This window comes from Fischerella major NIES-592, from assembly GCF_001904645.1.
In the GTDB taxonomy this organism is placed as follows: Bacteria; Cyanobacteriota; Cyanobacteriia; order Cyanobacteriales; family Nostocaceae; genus Fischerella; species Fischerella thermalis.
Genome location: NZ_MRCA01000003.1, coordinates 111,723 through 130,141, shown reverse-complemented (window position 1 = coordinate 130,141; position 18,419 = coordinate 111,723). Strand labels below are relative to the sequence as shown.

General features: G+C 39.9%; 18 protein-coding genes and 1 pseudogene. 13 read left to right on the top strand and 6 right to left on the bottom strand.

The genetic code is table 11. The features are described from left to right. Positions 1–7: 7 nt before the first annotated feature. Positions 8–241 carry a Nif11-like leader peptide family natural product precursor gene (locus NIES592_RS07850; RefSeq protein WP_062245973.1) on the bottom strand — a complete coding sequence of 78 codons (234 nt, stop codon included), beginning with the start codon at positions 239–241 and terminating at the stop codon, positions 8–10. A gap of 141 nt (positions 242–382) precedes the next feature. Here NIES592_RS07850 and NIES592_RS07845 point away from each other — a divergent pair, with 141 nt between their 5' ends. The 8 genes and pseudogenes from NIES592_RS07845 to NIES592_RS24065 form a co-directional block, all read left to right on the top strand. Further along, positions 383–721, top strand: a complete 339-nt coding sequence (locus tag NIES592_RS07845; protein WP_256678082.1) for a putative iron-sulfur cluster-binding metallochaperone — start codon at positions 383–385, stop codon at positions 719–721. 304 nt (positions 722–1,025) lie between these two features. Further along, on the top strand, positions 1,026–1,586 hold the full coding sequence (locus tag NIES592_RS07840; protein WP_256678081.1) for a hypothetical protein: 561 nt from the start codon (positions 1,026–1,028) through the stop codon (positions 1,584–1,586). 38 nt (positions 1,587–1,624) lie between these two features. Further along, a complete protein-coding gene (locus tag NIES592_RS07835; RefSeq protein ID WP_073555381.1) occupies positions 1,625–2,341 on the top strand; it encodes a TVP38/TMEM64 family protein in 717 nt (238 codons plus the stop codon). A 16-nt stretch (positions 2,342–2,357) separates the two neighbouring features. After that, complete coding sequence (locus NIES592_RS07830) at positions 2,358–3,164, top strand: TVP38/TMEM64 family protein (RefSeq protein ID WP_073555380.1); 807 nt, start codon at positions 2,358–2,360, stop codon at positions 3,162–3,164. 63 nt (positions 3,165–3,227) lie between these two features. Next, complete coding sequence (gene merF / locus NIES592_RS07825) at positions 3,228–3,452, top strand: mercury resistance system transport protein MerF (RefSeq protein ID WP_062245980.1); 225 nt, start codon at positions 3,228–3,230, stop codon at positions 3,450–3,452. A 10-nt stretch (positions 3,453–3,462) separates the two neighbouring features. Then, on the top strand, positions 3,463–3,912 hold the full coding sequence (locus tag NIES592_RS07820; RefSeq protein ID WP_062245982.1) for a putative iron-sulfur cluster-binding metallochaperone: 450 nt from the start codon (positions 3,463–3,465) through the stop codon (positions 3,910–3,912). Beyond that, a complete protein-coding gene (locus tag NIES592_RS07815; RefSeq protein WP_073555379.1) occupies positions 3,909–4,448 on the top strand; it encodes a peroxiredoxin-like family protein in 540 nt (179 codons plus the stop codon). Before NIES592_RS07820 ends, NIES592_RS07815 begins: the two co-directional genes overlap by 4 nt. A gap of 84 nt (positions 4,449–4,532) precedes the next feature. Then, a pseudogene (locus tag NIES592_RS24065) lies at positions 4,533–5,349 on the top strand (MGH1-like glycoside hydrolase domain-containing protein); the annotation flags it as partial. A 385-nt stretch (positions 5,350–5,734) separates the two neighbouring features. Here the strand turns inward: NIES592_RS24065 and rppB are convergent. Both rppB and rppA read right to left on the bottom strand, forming a co-directional pair. Continuing rightward, complete coding sequence (rppB, locus tag NIES592_RS07800) at positions 5,735–7,078, bottom strand: two-component system sensor histidine kinase RppB (RefSeq protein ID WP_073555377.1); 1,344 nt, start codon at positions 7,076–7,078, stop codon at positions 5,735–5,737. After that, a complete protein-coding gene (gene rppA, locus NIES592_RS07795; protein WP_073555376.1) occupies positions 7,065–7,769 on the bottom strand; it encodes a two-component system response regulator RppA in 705 nt (234 codons plus the stop codon). Before rppA ends, rppB begins: the two co-directional genes overlap by 14 nt. A 714-nt stretch (positions 7,770–8,483) precedes the next feature. Between rppA and NIES592_RS07790 the strand changes: the two genes are divergently transcribed. Together NIES592_RS07790 and NIES592_RS07785 are read left to right on the top strand one after the other, a co-directional pair. Continuing rightward, the gene (locus NIES592_RS07790; RefSeq protein ID WP_073555375.1) at positions 8,484–9,581 is read left to right on the top strand and encodes a cysteine synthase family protein; all 1,098 of its coding nucleotides are present in this window, start codon (positions 8,484–8,486) and stop codon (positions 9,579–9,581) included. A gap of 14 nt (positions 9,582–9,595) precedes the next feature. Then, entirely contained in the window at positions 9,596–10,924 is a 1,329-nt protein-coding gene (locus NIES592_RS07785; protein WP_062245994.1) for a hypothetical protein, read from the top strand. A 357-nt stretch (positions 10,925–11,281) separates the two neighbouring features. Here the strand turns inward: NIES592_RS07785 and NIES592_RS07780 are convergent, their stop codons facing one another. Further along, positions 11,282–12,043, bottom strand: coding sequence for an anti-sigma factor (locus NIES592_RS07780; RefSeq protein ID WP_062245996.1), 762 nt, complete (start codon positions 12,041–12,043; stop codon positions 11,282–11,284). Between the two features lie 2 nt (positions 12,044–12,045). Beyond that, on the bottom strand, positions 12,046–12,603 hold the full coding sequence (locus NIES592_RS07775) for a sigma-70 family RNA polymerase sigma factor (protein ID WP_256678080.1): 558 nt from the start codon (positions 12,601–12,603) through the stop codon (positions 12,046–12,048). 231 nt (positions 12,604–12,834) lie between these two features. Between NIES592_RS07775 and NIES592_RS07770 the strand changes: the two genes are divergently transcribed. Beyond that, positions 12,835–13,362, top strand: a complete 528-nt coding sequence (locus NIES592_RS07770; RefSeq protein WP_256678079.1) for a cupin — start codon at positions 12,835–12,837, stop codon at positions 13,360–13,362. A 152-nt stretch (positions 13,363–13,514) separates the two neighbouring features. Further along, positions 13,515–13,652, top strand: coding sequence for a hypothetical protein (locus NIES592_RS26205; RefSeq protein WP_178379500.1), 138 nt, complete (start codon positions 13,515–13,517; stop codon positions 13,650–13,652). A 121-nt stretch (positions 13,653–13,773) separates the two neighbouring features. On the opposite strand, the gene NIES592_RS07755 is transcribed toward NIES592_RS26205, so the two are convergent. Continuing rightward, positions 13,774–16,101 (bottom strand): hypothetical protein, encoded by a 2,328-nt coding sequence (locus tag NIES592_RS07755; protein WP_073555374.1) that lies wholly within the window; start codon positions 16,099–16,101, stop codon positions 13,774–13,776. A gap of 1,066 nt (positions 16,102–17,167) precedes the next feature. On the opposite strand from NIES592_RS07755, the gene NIES592_RS07750 reads away from it, so the two are divergent. Further along, positions 17,168–18,352, top strand: coding sequence for a glycosyltransferase family 4 protein (locus NIES592_RS07750; RefSeq protein ID WP_073555373.1), 1,185 nt, complete (start codon positions 17,168–17,170; stop codon positions 18,350–18,352). The last annotated feature ends 67 nt before the right edge of the window (positions 18,353–18,419 follow it).

The following is an 18,419-nucleotide window of genomic DNA, read 5'->3' as shown; positions in this document are numbered from 1 at the left end:
GTAGGAATTACCTTGGATAAATGTGGAGTCTAGGCGCTACTCCTGGATTGACAATAGATGCGAGTTCTTCAGAAGATAATTTGCTCAGTTCAGTCTCTAGTTCTTCAATTGTGAAGTGATAGCCACGCTCTTGAGCAATCTGGATGAAGCCTTCTGGATCAGACGCTGCTTTGAGTCTTTCTTTTAACACTTGATCTTCTTTAACTGCTTTGAAAAGTTGGGCTGCATGTTTTTGTGACATGAAAGTTTATCTCCTGTTTGAAATATCAGATTTGAATGTAGTTATTTAACTTTTGTGGTTTCACCAAATCCAGCTAAAGTCGCTGCTAACTAAAGTCATATACTTCAATCTTGAACTAAGGAGAAGAATGTCTTATTGATTTTGACAAAAAAATATAAGTTCCCAGCGATCGCTCCCTTATCTAATTACTTTTTTTGCAACTCAACTGATTGTCCTGTTGTTTATTTCAATGAGCAGGGTCAAACTTTTATAACAAACGAGTTAAAGGTTCCTGTCTACCAAAAAGACGAAGGTTTACAAGTTCCTGTTTGTTATTGCTTTAATTGGACACGCGATCGCATCTTACAACAAATGCAACAGACAAACCATAGCACGCCTGAATCTTCCATCCGCACTCACATTCAGGCTGGACGTTGTGGTTGTCAGGTGAATAATCCTCAAGGTAGCTGCTGTTTAGCCAATATCCGCGCTTTCATTTAGTCTCATTCATAAATTTTTCATTTCATGGGTTTTAAGTACATCCATTTTGATTTGAAGTTCGTATCACTATTGAAATCTCCAATCACCAGGCAACGACCTGTGAAAGATACAAAACTGATCAAAAGTATAACCAACACAGCATTCGCCAGTCACAGATAGAAACACAGGCTTTGCTTCTAGATTGCTTTTGTCCAATAGGGATTTCTTGAAAGCAAAAGATATTGCGGTTAATTCATAGTACCTCATCCTTGCCATCAAGAGAGGTCAACCTTCATTCAAGTTGATTATTTCAGGAGTTTTGAACATGAAACGTCTAATTATCGCTAGTCTATCTACCTTGGTTTTATCTACTGTTGTGTTACCAACTGTTAGAGCCAACCAGATTGATTCTAGCAATCAAGCATTAACAGCCAGTAAAGGTATTTCACAAATTTTAATAGCACAAAACCAAACCCCCTCTGGAATGCTAATGGCTGCTGCTGATGACGGTACTCCCAAAGGTTTTACAAAAGATAAATGGCTGACTGCTAAGGGTGAAGTTTCCGTCTCACCCGTCGATGCTAATAATTATAAGGTCACGCTCAAAGCGAGCAACCTAGCACCTAACGGACTTTACACCTTTTGGTGGGTCAATAAAAAACTTGTAGGTATGGACATGGGGCCAGCAGGTGGCATCTCTCGTAACGAGTTCAGAGCCGACAGTAGGGGTAACGCCACTGCAACTATCACTGTCCCTGCCAATAATAATTATCAAATACTGGCAGTTGCCTACCATGCAGATAACAAAACACACGGTCAAATGCCTGGTGAAATGGGCAAAGTCACCTTCACTCATCTGATGGGTAAATTCCCCAAAATCAATTAAGCCAGGGGAAGCAAGACTGACTATCACCGACTGATGAAATGACCCAACCAAAGAAACGCCGATTCAGTTTACATCTCAAATTATTAATGGTTAGCGGTCTAGTTGCCATTACTGTTGTTGCTACCAAACAATTTAACGTTCAGGAACTTTTGCGGACTTCATTAATTTGGGTGGAAAGTCTCGGTTCTTGTGGAGTAGCTGCATTTATCGTCATCTACAACGTGGCAACGATACTATTTATTCCTGGTACTTTGCTGACAATGAGCGGAGGTGTGCTGTTCGGCGTAGTTTGGGGGTCAGTCTATGTAGCGATCGCAGCAACTTTGGGAGCAACTTGGGCTTTTCTCATTGGACGTTACTTGTGTCGGGATGTGGTTTGCAGGATGATTCAGGGTAATGCTAAGTTCAAAGCGATTGATAAAGCAGTAGCTCAAGAAGGATTCAAAATTGTCCTCCTGACTCGCCTTTCCCCTGTCTTGCCTTTCAACCTGTTAAATTACGCCTTTGGTGTGACTCAGGTTTCTTTGAGAGACTATATCTTAGGCTCTCTAGGTATGATTCCCGGCACTGTGATGTACGTTTACCTTGGTTCTCTGGTTGGCGATTTGGCTATGCTGGGAAAACCTGATCAGTCAAGCAGTCCAGAAACCCAAATTATACAGTGGGTGATTCGGGGGGTGGGATTGATGGCTACGGTTGCTGTGACTATTTATTTAGCACGCCTAGCCAAGAAAGCTTTAAACACAACTGTTTAATCGGGAGAAATCACCCATGTTACAACCTGCAAACATTAATTTGATAGTTCCTCAAGGTCAAAATAGAACTATCGCAAATATCTCAACTAAAAACTGGCAAAAGCTTATTAAATTTGCTGTCCTCATACTGTTAGCGTTTGGCGTTACCTTAATATTGGCTACAGAACCAGCTTTTGGACAAGAATCGGCTCAAAACGCTCCAGGGTTTAATCCTCAAGCATGGTTAAAAAATGCTTTGCAGTGGATTGATGGTCTTGGTGCTGTGGGAGCATTGGCATTTATCCTCCTTTATATAATTGCCACTGTTGCCTTTTTACCAGGGTCAATCCTTACTCTCGGTGCAGGTGTGGTCTTTGGCGTGGTTTGGGGTTCGCTTTATGTCTTCATTGGTGCAACTATAGGTGCTACCGCCGCTTTCTTAGTCGGACGTTATTTGGCTAGGGGATGGGTTGCTAAGAAGATTGCCGGGAATCAGAAATTTCGGGCAATTGATGAAGCTGTGGGGAGGGAAGGGCTAAAAATTGTGCTATTAACGCGACTTTCTCCTATCTTCCCCTTCAATTTATTGAACTATGCCTATGGTGTGACGGGAGTTTCCCTCAAAGATTATGTTCTTGCTTCCATTGGCATGATTCCCGGCACAATTATGTATGTTTATATCGGTTCTTTAGCTGGTAGTATTGCCACGATTGGTACTGAATCTCAGCCTGGGAATGCTGGTGTCCAGTGGGCGATTCGGATTATCGGCTTTATCGCTACGGTTGCTGTGACAATTTATGTGACTAAAGTTGCTCGCAAGGCTTTAGAAGAAGAAGTTTTATAGTCTACAAACGATGATGAAAATTAACAATTCGATCTCAATTAGTTGATAGAGGAAATTTATTTGATGAAACCTAAAACCGCATTGATTGCTAGTTTAACAGGAACAGTTGTTGTCGCTTTATGTTGCTTCACACCTATTTTAGTTATTTTACTAGGAGCAGTCGGATTAAGTGCGATTGTAGGTTATCTCGATTATGTTCTCTTACCAGCATTAGGAATATTGGTTGCACTAACTGTACTTTCATATTTTCGCTACCGCAAGTCACATCGCAAAAATTGTTGTAAATAGGAGAAAAAATATGTCTGAAGAATGTTGCTCTCCAAGTCAAAATTCCTTGAAGGCAAACTGCCCAGTAAATGGAATGAAAGGAAAGCGAGTTCAAAACATTACGCTTAAAAGTTTGCTGACACCGAGGGCATTAGAAACTCTCAATTCTCAATCTAATTACTTTTTCTGTGACTCAATTGATTGTCCCGTTGTTTATTTTAACGAGCAGGGTCAAACTTTTATAGTAGACGAGGTAAAAGTTCCTGTGTTCCAAAAAGATCAGGGGGGACAAGTTCCTGTTTGTTATTGCTTTAATTGGACACGGGATCGCATCTTACAAGAAATTCAACAGACAAACCATAGCACAGTAGAATCTTCAATTCGTACTCATATTCAGGCTGGACGTTGTGGTTGTGAGGTGAATAATCCTCAAGGTAGCTGCTGTTTAGCTAATGTTCGCAAAGAAGTGAGAAATCAATGATGACGACAAATACAACCAAGACAACCAAATTACTCACTGGTACTCAAGTTCCAGAACTGGCAGTAAAAACCCTGGATGGTAAAGTGTGGAAGCTGTCTGAGCAGAAGCCTCAAAATTTCACATTGATTATCTTTTATCGGGGTTGGTTCTGCCCAATTTGTCACAATTATTTAGCGGAACTTGAACGACTTCTAGACGATTTTACTAAACTTGGGGTGGAGGCGATCGCTATTAGTGGCGATAGTCAAGCAGATGCTCAAAAATCAATTACAGAATGGGGAATTAAAAATCTCACCGTTGGCTGTGAAGCTAGTATAGACTTATTTCGTAGTTGGGGACTTTATATTTCCAAAGGTGCATTTGAAAAAGAACCTCCTTTATTTTGTGAACCTGGTTTTTTCTTAATTAAGCCAGACGGCACACTTTTCTATGCTGCTGTAAATAGCGCACCTTTTGGTCGTCCACCCATATCAGATATGCTCTCTGCTATCGACTTTGTTTTGCCAAGGAATTATCCCGTGCGGGGAACAGATTAATTTGTAATTCGTAATTCGTAATAACATCTCGTTCGCCCTTGGCGTGCCGTAAGACTCGCTAACCTAGTTTGTAATATTCCATATACATGGTCTTGGGGATACGACTGCGAAAAACCCATGATCAAAGTATTTTATGAGTCAGACAGCTTCAGTATTATTGCAGCCAATCATCCTACACTGGGTACGCGATCGCTATATTGTCATCATACCAATACACAACAATTTCTACCTCTACTATTTACCGAAAACGAAACAAATTTTCAAAAATTGTTCGGGGTCAAGAATACATCTTCCTATGTGAAAGATGCTTTTCATGATTACTTAATTCACCAACGTCAAGATGCTATTAATCCTCATCGCATAGGGACAAAATTTGCAGCACATTATGAGTTATCGATTAATGCATGTGAATCCGCCTGTCCATGCTTGGGCTGCTTTGAATATTTATAAAATTGAACGAGAGTTATATAACCGTACTGATAAAGACTTTTTAGAACGAGTTTTTCAAAAATTACTACTCAACTTTACCTGGTGGGTAAATCGTAAAGATGTTGAAGGGAGAAATGTTTTTCAAGGTGGTTTTCTTGGTTTAGATAATATTGGCATATTTGATCGCAGTGCCGAACTGCCCACAGGTGGTTATTTGCAACAAGCAGATGGTACTAGTTGGATGGGGATGTATTGCCTAAATATGCTGGAGATTGCCTTAGAATTAGCAAAATCTAATCCCACTTATGAGGATATTGCCAGCAAATTTTTTGAGCATTTTCTTTATATTGCCGATGCAATTGACGGTCTTGGACAATCAGATATTTCTTTGTGGGATGAAGATGATGGTTTTTACTACGATGCGCTGCGCTTTCCCGATGGACATTATAACTTGATGAAAGTGCGATCGCTCGAAACCAAAGACAAAATAGAGTTTATTAACAGGTTTAATGAGTATATTAATGATTGCATACCAAATTGACGGACAATGGTACAGTGACCCATATTTTTCACAATCTAAAAACTGAGAATATAAACCAGTAATCCCTATAAGTTCAGCAATTATTCATATACCAAAAATAACAGTTGAGTTACAACCAATTGTTCAATTATGTGCTGGATTTAGGAACAAAAGAATTCATAGTCTTTGGGTGGTTAATGCTCCCGCTCAGGTATTGAAACATATATTAGAGTGCAGCCCATGGGACAGTATATCACTCAAGCAAATACTAGCAACTTTGCACGAATTAATTCTTTATGGCTATGAAGTTAAAATACTTCCCGTATTATAGCTCATTTTACCTGGGTAATTGAACTGTAAAAATGCTACCTTTACCGAATTCACTTTGTACATTTAATTTGCCTTGATGTGCCTGAACAATTGCTTGAGCAATGGCTAATCCTAATCCAGAACCACCAGTGTTACGAGAGCGATCGCTACTTACCCGATAAAAACGATCAAAAACTCGCCTCAGTTCATGTTGTGGGATACCAATACCTGTATCTTGAACTTTAATTACAGCATAATTATCATTGCTTTCTAAGATAACTGTGACTTCCCCTCCTTTGAGTGTATATTGAATTGCATTGACAATTAAGTTAGAAACCAATCGATAAAGCTGATCGGAATTCCCTATAACATTCATATTTTGCTTAACTCGGATTGATGATGTCAACTTTACTCCTGCAGTAGTTGCCATCGCTGCAAATTCTTCAATTAAATCGCTAACAATATCATTTAAACAACAAACTTCGTGCTGTAACTTTTGAGCTTGTCTATCTAAACGTGCTAGCATCAATAAGTCAACGACTAAAGTTGTTAGCCTCTGATTTTGACGCTGTATAGTTTGCAATATATCTCGTGTTTCTTGTTCATCTATTTCTGACATTAAAAGTGCTGATTCTACAGTTGCACTTGTCGCAGCTAAAGGCGTTCGTAATTCATGTGCAGCATCGGCTGTAAACTGTTGAATTTGTCGATATGACTGATAAATTGGCTGCATCGCTAATCCTGACAACCACCAACTGGCACCAGCAATCATAACCATAGCCATCGGCAGCCCTAATATCAAAATTAGCTTGACACTATCCAAATAATGATTAAACTCTTCTAGACTTCGCCCTACCTGCATATATCCCCAATCCTGATAATTTCGGGTATGCAGAGATAGAGTAATTTGATGGTATTCGTTGCCTTTGCTATCTTTGAGAAATTGCCAAGTTTTTTGATTAAAAATATTAGGTAATCCCTCTGGATAATAACCAGCATTAGCAATTAATTTTCCTGAAGTATCAAAAAAACGTATATAGTAGCTAGTTTTAGTAACAATACCCAGAAGATGACGTTTAGGATGGGGCTGTTCTTGAATACAATTACTAGCCCCAATTCTACAGTTACCTGTATTTGGAAATAACTGATTTACTAATGGTTCCAAACGTCCAGGTGACTGAAGTTTTAGTTCAATACTGTCGTGCAGTGTCCCAGCTACAGTCTCAATTTCACTGTCTAAAGCTACCACATGAGCATGAAACACAGACCTGTAAAAGCTAAAGGCACATAGGCTTAAAATCAAACCCATAACAATAGCGTAATACAGAGCTAGACGAACGCGGGTGAGCCGAAACAGTTTATTTTGATTCATCTGAGAAATTAAGACGATACCCCATACCGTGCAAAGTTTCAATTGGGTTAGGACAGTCGTTACTTGTGAGTTTACGACGTAACAAACGTATTTGCGCTGCCACTACATTACTACTAGATTCCGCATTAACTTCCCAAATTTGATTACGAATTTGCTCAGTCGTAACAATCTGGTTAGGATGATTCATGAAATATTCCAATAGTTGGAATTCTTTATTAGTTAATGGAATACTTTGCTGTTCACCTGTTGTATTTTGTCTAACAACTGTACTGTTGCCATAATCTAGAGTCAAATTACCAACAGTTAATTGTTGAGGTTGAAAATGGGGGGAACGACGCTGCAAAGCCCGCAATCGTGCTAGAAGTTCCACCATGCCGAAGGGTTTTACTAAGTAGTCATCGGCACCTGCATCTAGTCCGGCAACTTTATCTTCCATTCTATCTTTAGCAGTTAGCATCAGGATAGGAAGAGGATTACCTTTATAACGTAGTCTTTTACACAATTCTAAACCACTAATTCCTGGAAGCATCCAATCAAGAATCGCTACTGTATATTGCGCCGAACTGTTTTCTAAGTAAGCCCATGCGTCATTACCATCCATAACCCAGTCAACTAGGTACTTTTGTTGATTTAAAGTACGCTTAATAGCTGCCCCCAAATCCGGCTCATCTTCGACTAGTAGAACCCTCATATCAAAGTCGATATTTAAAATTTATTAGTAAATTTTTGATTTTAGCATAGTTCGCCATAGGGCTACCTCTATTAATAGGGTTGCAGAAATGTATGAAATTAGGATGAAATTTTTAAAAATTAGGATTAGGCTATACAAAAACCGATAGTAGGTGAGTATCTTCTTATCTATACATCTTCATTAGCTATTTTTTGTTACTGCTTGGCATTTGGCTCAAGTTAATTAATTGCCACAGATAAATTATCGCTACTGTTTTGGGAAAAATTAAATATTCAATCAGAAATTTCATCTTAATTTCATCTTTATCCTTCAATATGAAAATATGCAGAGTTAGTGATGGGTGTCAATATTTTTATGGACGTAACTTAAACACTGTCTTAGTTCCCAATTCAAACTTCATCATTATCTATTTTTTAGTAAATTAAAACAGATTCAAGAGGTCACTAACTATACGAGTAATAGTTGTTAATCTGTTTATTTTCCAGAAAGCAATCTAAGTAAGTCGGTGAGAATAAACCTAACTATGTAACAGATTGTAAAATCGTCAAAACTGTTGCGATTGCTTCATTCCACTTCGTTTCATTCGCAATGACATAGCGTGAATTATTTAAGCCGTTCTACTTAGTAAAAATGTTTCCATAAAATGAATCCAAATAAGTAAGTTCATGTAGCTATGAGAATTTGTAGTAATTTTTGAATTTTTGGTTACTTCATATGAATTATCTGGCAAAATCTTCATCCTTTGAAAGCATTGTCAACTCTCAGTGGAATCATGATCGTAAATGGAAAACTACTACGGCTACTGATGTTACCCAGGCTTTGGGGAATGTTCCGATTGTCAAGCTCAAAAATATTTCTCCTGTCTGTGCTATCTCAGAATGCTTATTGAAATTGGAAAGTTGTAATCCTGGGGGTTCAATTAAAGAAAAAAATGCAGTCTACCTCGTGACACGTGCGGAGGAAGAAGGGCTGCTTGTACCTGGTGGTACGATTATTGAGTCCAGCTCAGGGAATTTTGGCGTAGGGCTGGCGATGGTGGGAGCAGTTCGAGGATATCGAGTGATGATTGTCGTTGATGCCAAAACTGCACCACCCTTTAGAAGAATGCTGAAAGCTTATGGTGCAGAACTTGTAGATGTACCACTTGATGAGGCAGATGAATCAGGCTCAATGCAAAAGGCTAGAATGAAACGAGCGCGTGAACTGGCTGCAACTATTCCCAATGCTTGGTATCCATGTCAGCACCTTAATCCTTTGAATACGGAGGCACATTCCTACTATACTGCCCGTGAGATTGAAGCTTATTTTGCTGACAATCTTGATGCTGTCGTAGTGGGTGTTAGTACTGCTGGACAAATAATGGGAATAGCTCGTTATCTGAAACCGCGATTCCCCAAAACACGAATTGTTGGCGTTGATGTGGTGGGTTCAGTGATTATGGGAACGCCAGCAAAACCATACAAAATGACGGGCATTGGCTTATCTTTCTTTCCACCAAATCTGGATCTTTCCCTGCTCGATCGCGCTTATATAGTACCAGAGGATTTAGCTTACTCAGTGTGCCACATCCTGGCACGTCGTGAAGGGTTACTTCTAGGTGCATCAACAGGGGCAATTGTAGCAGGTGGCTTGCATCTGGCGCGTGATCTAGGTGAGGGCGCGCGGATTCTGATGATCAATCCAGACCGAGGCGATAGATACCTTGAGACAGTGTATGATGCCGATTGGCTCGACCATCATGGATTTACCCTCAAACAAGGGAAACGTCTTGAGGATGCGATCGCTTCACTAACTCCCCTTTATTTTAAGTAGTGCTGAAAAATAACATGAATACCTCACCCCAGCCCAAACCAGAAAGTAGTCAAATAACTTCAGGGCGATCGCTGTTAGCACTACTGACGCAGTTTATTCCACTTTCTCTATCTGATGTGGCTATGACTCTCGGCGATCCGCTTCAGACATCTGCACTCAGTCGCCTAGCCTATCCGCAAGAGACATTAGCTGGAGTCGGGGTAGTCAAAGGAGTTGCCGTATTTCTGGAAAGCCCGATCATCATGATTCTTCATGCCTCAACCGCACTGGGAGGTCAAGCCAAATCTCGACGCGCACTTTGGCAGTTTACGATGATTGCGGGATTGTGTCTAAGTGGTATCTTTCTGTTACTCACCTGGAAACCTTTGTATAACTGGCTATTGCTTGATGTATTTGGCGTTAGCTCATCAATTGCTGCTAGAGGAAGAACTGCTTTTTTATTGATGTTTCTGTGGCCTTTCGTGATTGCTTGGCGACGCTTCTTTCAAGGGTTGCTAATTCGCGCTCAAAAGAGCATAGCTGTAGGTTGGGCAAGTGTAGCGCGATTGACTTGGGTAATTGTGTCGCTGGCAGTGGGAGTAACTTTACGGTTAGATGGCGCATTATTGGCAGGTATCACCATGATGGGAGCCATACTCATTGAGGCAGTATTGGTGACATGGTTTTGTATGCGTCTTGGTGCTATTTCTATTCTTAACCAACAAGGATATTCCGAGACTAAGAAACTGCCTCAAACCTTGGGTGGAGTCACATTTTATTACCTTCCTTTAGCCTCAACAATGCTTGTGGTTTGGGGTGCAAGAGCCATACTTTTGAGTTTGATTGCTCGCTCATTTGATGGTAGTTTAGCACTTGCCGTTTGGCCTGCGGCCTGGGGACTTGTGCTGGCGATCGCTAACGGTACACGGATGATTCAACAAGTGATCATTTCTGCTTATGAAGAAACTTCTAGGCGAACACTGGTTGCTTTTGTCATGATTGTCGGGCTAAGTTTTACTTTCATACCGTTTTTTCTTGGGTTTACAGATAACGGATTATTTTTACTGCGTCAGTTTTTGGGGAATAATCCCTCTCTTGTAGAAGCATCTCGTCCAGTTATACAAATACTCTCATGCTTACCCCTGCTCTTGGCTCTGCAAAATACTTTTCAAGGGCTACTGATTCACAGGGGTAAAAACTGGTTCATCAACATAGCAACAGTAGTTGCTGCAACCTTTACTTTAGTAGTATGTGGAAGTTTAATTTTTACCAGACATAGCGGAGCTACTTCAGCAGCCTATGGAATGCTTGCGGGTGTAATTAGTGAAATAATCGTGCTTTTTTTCGCACTTCAAAGACAATAATCAGATCAATTATGACTAGCTATTATGGCACTATTAACACGGAACAAAAAGTATGATGAAGTACATATGCTGCTTTTGGTGCTATTGCTACAAACAGAATACAGGCTATATAGACTGCTGTAAATCCAATAGTGAAATTAACAGTAGCGCATTTTTTATACTCAATATACAGAAGGTTATGCTTCAATTGGTACAGGTTTCTCCGTGGCGATCGCTTGCCACCTTTATTTTTTGTTATCCAAGATTACCAAGGCATAAAAAGATGAGCGCACCTGAGTAATTAGTAATTTGACGATGAAAGCAACAAGCGCGTGAATTAACAAACTTGTGTCTACAACTTCTCAAGAGAGTAATTTTTCACAATGAAATACTACCCGTCATCACAGTTTCTCCCGTTGGTTGAGGAATTCTTTGCAACGGCTCAACGGTGATCAAAGCCTGAGAAGAAACTGTCATATCATCATCTAAAGGCATTTGCATAAACACTTTTCCTTCAGAGTCAGGGTTAAATTCTCCACAATATACTTTTTTATTATCAACTACAGCCCATAAGCGATAAATTTGACCTTGGGGTAAGGTTGCTAGATTCTGAATACTGAGTACAGCCACATCAGATTTAGGGACTATGACTAAACTCCCGGAGGCTGATTGACTAACATCAGTTCCTTGAAATGTCAGTAAGCGATTACTAGGTTGACGCAACAAAGCGATCGCTTGTTTGTAGTCCGATAATTCCGTTTGAGCAGTAACTAATTCTCGATGTAAATTATAAGTATATAAACCAAACCCAACGACAACAGAAGCTGCTACACTCCCCACAGCAGCCAGCCAAGCTTTTGGCAAAATGCGAACTCGGCTTGAGATTGCAGTAGGAGAATCGGTACTAGTCCTTGATGCAGCCTGTAAGATTTGATCACCTAGCGTCGGAGAAGGTGTTGTTTCCGGTAAAGCTAAGGGAAGTAATGCTAAGGTTTTTTGTAAGCGACTAACTTCATCATTTAATTCTGGATAAGTTGCCAATAATTCGTTAACAGCAGCCACCTCTTCTGGAGTCAAATCTCCAAAAACATAGCTGGCTAAAAGTTCTTTTAATTCATCAGATTCTCGAAAGTCTGCCATTGCTATTCCACCAAATCTTGCAACATTTGTCTGAGATATAACAAACCTTTACGTTTGTGTGTTTTCACTGTTCCTAAAGGCATATTTAAGTTATCGGAAATTTCTGATTGGCTCAATCCGTCATAATAAGACATCTCCAAAATCTGCTTTTGATTAGGAGGTAGTTCAGCCAGCGCCTCACGTACACGTTGAGACATTTCTTCTAAAGAAACCTTATCCATTAAATTACTCGAATTCTCAGGAGGAACGTTGCGACTCCATCGTTGCAGACGTTGCCATTGTGCCTTGATCTGCCGATGACGATCAATAGCCTTTGATCTGGTTAAAGTTGTCAGAAAAACCAGCATAGAACCACGCTTTGAGTCATATTTACCCGTGCGCCAAAGAGTCAGAAAGACTTCTTGTGTTAAATCTTCAGCTTCTTGGGCATTGCCTAACATTCGCAGTGCCACCCGGTAGACTACCTCTCCATAGCGATCATAGAAGATACCTAAAGCTAACGGGTTTCCAGAACGCAAAGCCTGAAATATTTCGGTATCTGTTTCATTAGATAACACCATTATTTAAAGCCCAAATCTTGACATATTATCAAAAATATGATAGGTTAATTTGTTGAAAATAGATTCTTGCCAATCTTGAACTTAATATTGATACGAACCTAACGCCAAAAAGGATTTACCTAACTCAAAATTTTGTTACCCAAACAATTAAACCGGGTAGCACTATGAGAGCAAGGAGCTTTTAAGCTTGGTAAAAGCAGATACATAGCAATTATTGAGTTTTGAAAAGATATGGTAAGTCAAGATTGGTTAGTGACAGACGACGGCAAATGTGAAGCTTCGGAAGAATCGGCAGGTAATCTAGAATTACCGATAGGTCAATATCGGCTCTATCTATTTTTAACAGATCTCGAAGATATTCTGTATAAATGGAAGAGCGATCGCGATCGCCTCCAAGCAATTTACCCTCTAGTGCGGCGATTATTGACCAGTTCTGAATGGTTACAAGGTGAATATCTTGAACCAGATCCACAAACAGGTTGGTCGGTACTTACTCTGTATGATGAGCCAGATTTTCCCTTGACAGTGCAGACAGTCGCATGGTTGTCAGGAAGAGTATCACCAATTCATAATCATGCTACCTGGAGAGTTGTCGCACTGATTAGTGGACAAGAAAGAAATACACTGTGGCAACGAACTGATAATAACGGTGGGATTAAAAAAGTTGGCGAAATTAATCTGGGCATCAAAAAGTGCAGCGCACAGATGGCTGATGCGTTGGAAAATAGACAGAACGTTAGAAAGTTTACAAGCACGTAGACTAGGAATTGCTCAAGAGAAGGGTTTAATTAACTGGAATTACGGTGCTGTAGACGGGTCTTTTTCCCCCTGGAAAGGGTGGCGGTGAAGGAGTTAAGTATGGTCATAAAGGTAAAGGAATTTTAATACATACCCTGACTGACGGTCATGGAATGCCTTTAGCCAATTGCACAACACCTGCCAATGGCAGTGAACGAGATCAAGTTATTCCACTACTCGATAGTGTCAAAGTCAAAACTAATAAACCCGGTAGACCACGTAAACGAACGAGTAAAGGTGTTGGCAGCTGATAAAGGTTACGATTCCAAAGATAAACGTGCTGCTTTTCGTAAACGTGCTATCAGGCCACAATTACCCAAGCGTGTTTGGAAGAACAAGAAGAATCGGGGCAGACCCATCAAAATCTCATATCTATCCTGGTAGTCGATACATAAGAACTTTAGCTTTCAAGTCTTCTTCTACAAACACTAAATACTCACCATTGGAACGACGAAAGGCACGAATCCCAAAGGGTATATCGATCCAGCCGCTTTCGCCTGCAACCTCGGGGCCTGGTTTTAACTGTTGTACTTGTTTTCCTGTGGTGGCGTCGTAGACAAACACGTCTGCGGTTTTACTACTGACAGCAAACACTCTGTTAGCTGCTACATCCATTGCTTTGATGTGCAATTTAGGATCGCGTTTGACTTCATATGGTAATGCTATGCGCCAGCGTATTTTTTTGGCTTTGCTCCAATTATCGTAGCGGATGATTTCTGTACCAACCAATCCCCAATCACCATCAATGTTGGGGCGATCGCTTGTATAACCGCTTAAATACATGGCATCTTGTTCCGGAAAATATTTAATTCTTGTGAGAGTTTTAAACGGTTGGGGCATGGCTGTTTTTTGCACAGCTTTGGTATTGTAAACTGGACAACCATGAGCATTCAATCCACCAAAGCGGTAATGTTTGATATAGCCTGCTTCTGCTGCTAGCCAAACATCTCCTTTGCTATCTATGTCCCAGCCCCAAACAGAATCATCTTTTTCACCCGTGGCTTGATATTCGTTAGTTTGAGGTGAACCATCACCATTCGCATCAATCCAGATCCAACTACTATTAGTCGGTTCATTAGCTAGCCAGTCTTCTTTGCCTTTGCCAAATATACCACAGGGGACTGCGATCTCTCCGTCAAAACGATACATTAACAGGCGTTCTGACATCATTTCTGAAGAGAGATATAACAAACGCTTTCCTTGCAAACGCCGGACAAAGGCTGCTGTGGGCGTGGTGTGGAGTCTGGCATCATTAGGGTAACGGAACCTATCTACGGTATAGGCTTTGTATTGCCATTCTTTACCGCTACCTTTGCTGTAATCCATGATGAAATGTTCGTCTTTGGTAAAGACATTTGCGCCATCAGTACCAACATCAGCATCAGCAGTATCTATAAATTGCAAGCCTAGCAATTGCCATTGTAATTTGCCCGATGGGGAAAGCTTGCGTAAATCTACGCCGGAACGATTGAAACCAACATTACTAACATAGATATTTCCGGCTGCATCTGTACCGACTCCACTCAAACCGTAAAATTTCAAATCTCCGATTTCACCACGCTTACCGGAATAAACTCCTCCTTGAGTGCCGAAAGTGCCTACTTGTTTGGGTTTATTGGCAATGTCATATATTAATACTTGCTGACGTGGGCCGTTGTCTGCAACTAACAACCTGTTTTGATTATCGATTGCGATCGCGCTTGGTTGGGCAACATCTGCGATCGCACCAGGTAATTGCTTTCCTGTTGGCGAATAATGCCCTATCTTGTTTTTGTCTTGAATAATCCACAGATTTCCCTGTTTGTCAAGGGCTATTTTGCTAGGATTATTGACTTGAAAGCTACGTATTTCTTTCATCGTAGCGGTGTTGTAGACATGAACTAAATTGGCTGCTTTGTCACTTGCATACAACTGCTGGCCATCAATTGCTAATCCTGCAATTTTACCTTTGGTGCTGACTATTAACATGCTTTTATCCCAGCCGCGCCCTTGGGCAAAAGGTGCAACTTTTCCAGATAAGTTATAGCGTCTGATGCAATACCATGTTGTGCCTTTGGGGGGGTAATCTTCTCCTGGTTTCCCATCAGCAGATTGCTGCATCCCTACATACATATATTTTTGATCGACTGCGATCGCATCTCCCCCCATCCTTCCCCATCCATGCAAGTCATCGGCTTTACCAATGACGTCTCCATTTTTATAAATTCCTACCTCTCTTCCGGCTTCATCCCAATCTGTATTGGTGTACACTGTGCCATCAGGAGTCACGTACATATCAGTTACTTGGATTTGTACCCATTTGTTACCGCCACCAAAGGAGTTACCTATCCAAGATGTTTTATAGGCATTTGTCGCAGCTAGTGTGTAAGTGTCTGTAGCAGTCGGTGTATAAGTATTTTGATCTGGGAATGTATACGTATTAGCAGCAGATGTGGTGTATGTATCTGTGTTAGAAGGTGTATGAGTATTTTTTTCAGGTAGCGTGTATGCCTTGATTGTTGATGTTGTCTGAGTATTCGCTACAGATGTAACTCTGCCAGTCAAATAAATAGCAATTAAAGTTACACTTATAAAACCGACGATAACACTAAGTACAAACCTTAACCTTTTGTTATTTCTAAAAATACCTCTCCTTAATAAGTTATTGATATGTTGCTTTTGATAGAGTTTCCCAATCTGCCGTAGCAATTTATTTTTCATGTGTGATTTTTTGTCAAAAAACTATTGATGAATTTTGGCTTATTTCTGAAATATCTAAGTAATTATATTTTGATTAGTTAATATTAGGATTTAAGCAAGAATTCTCAAAATTTAATCTATATGAACTATGCTTCGGCTACTCTACGAGGAGCCAATGGATCTGTCGAAGTGATGAGAACCACCAAGATGCCAAGGGTTCTTAGACTGTAAGTGATTCATATAGTTAAATAAGTATGCTATTTACTAATGGTTAACAAATATACTTAGCTGTAAGGCATTAGTTATTTAATTAGAAGTAATCATGATTATTTATGCGTACGATCTTCATCCATAAAATAACTAATATCTACAGTGAATATGGCTAATTTCATGAAAAATTTACAAAAAGCACATTATTTTTTTAATTTAGCTAAGGACAATTTCGTAAAAATTCTATGGTAGGGTCTTTACCGGAATGAATTACTATATTTTCTGCTCTTTTGTAATCTAAACCACAATCACAAAAATTTTGATGCATCATTATCTATTGATTAGTTATTATTTTTATTGAAAATTTCATGTGAAGCACTATTTCACTTAGCCTCATTAAACATAAAGTATGTAAATATGCAGAATTAATTACACATATGGTTTCTCTATTGCAAGAGTGCCTATTGCTTATTGCCTGTCTCCACGAGTAAATTCATTAATCAAATCGGATTACCATAGGTGACGACGTCAGTCACTCATGCAAGCCAGGTGCAGGTGTCCAAAGGGTTACGAACTTTAAGTACTATTGCTGTACCTGCAAAGCTTAAATATTTGCAAATCGTATTTAATTTATGGAGATATCTCAAATTCTTGTTGAATGTGTAATCAAAAACCTGATGATTTTAAGTAGTACATTTAAACTATTTTAATGTTTAGTGATGAGCAAACTTTTCTCAAATCTATCTTAGATCTGACAAAGATGTACTAAATAATGTGTTCAATCAAAAAATATAAACCTTACAGCCACTAGTTTCCTGGTATTTTCAAATAAGGTGGCTAAAATGCTGGTAAAAGTAAATACAAAGACGAGCAGTTCATGGTTGGGGATATATACGTGGAAGGTAACAAAAAAGACCATTATTCATCTGCATCCATTCTCTGTGTGGGAGTAGGTTGGTTTCCTACAACACCCGGAGGACTAGAGAGATATGTGTACGAACTGACTCAGAAATTAGCAGCAAATCAAGACCAGATTGAATTATGTGGAGTCGGTTTACCGGAAACACAACCAAATCTACCAATCAAGTTGACCAATTTGAGTTCACCAGATAGTCACATTTGGCAACGGTTATGGTCAATTCGCCAAAACTTCAAGAAAACAAGAATGGGCAAACCAGATGCAGTTAATTTGCATTTTGCCTTATATAGCTTCCCCATCTTAGATTTATTACCCAAAGGAGTACCCATTACCTTTAACTTTCACGGGCCTTGGGCATCCGAAAGTAACCACGAAGTAGTTCGTCAGCGATTAAGTGTTGTTCTTAAGCACCAACTGATCGAAAAAAGAACTTACGATCAGTGCGATCACTTTATTGTTCTAAGTAAGGCCTTTGGTAAGATACTACACGAACAGTATCAAATTCCCTGGGAAAAAATTCACATAATTCCTGGTGGAGTGAATACTGATCAGTTTCAGTCTAACTTATCACGTAGCGAGGCCCGTGCCAAACTTGACTGGCCACAAGACAGGTCTATTATTTTCGCTAGTCGTCGCCTAGTGCATCGAGTTGGAATTGATAAATTATTGCAAGCTTTGGCAATTATTAAACCAAGAGTAGCAGATTTTTGGTTAGCGATCGCTGGTCGGGGGCCTATCCAAGCAGCATTGCAACAGCAAGCAACAGAATTGGGACTTAATGAACATGTGAAATTTCTAGGATTTCTACCTGATGAGGATTTGCCCATAGCTTATCAAGCTGCTGATGTTAGTGTCATGCCCAGTCAGTGTTTTGAAGGGTTTGGCTTAGCAGTAGTAGAATCCCTTGCCTGTGGTACTCCCGTCGTGTGTACTCCTGTGGGTGGAATGCCAGAGATTTTAGAACCATTTTCACCCCAGTTAATCACTTCTTCTGTGGAAGTCTCAGCCATTGCAGAAAAATTAGAACAAGTGCTATTAGGAAAAATAGTAACACCTTCACGAGAAGAGTGCCGTGAGTATGTGACTGCTAATTTTGATTGGTATAAAATCGCGCAAGATGTTAGGAAAGTAATATTAGCCTAATTATATTTATTTTATAATGACTATATTATTTTTGTATTTTTATTGATCACTGAATCTAATGGTGGAA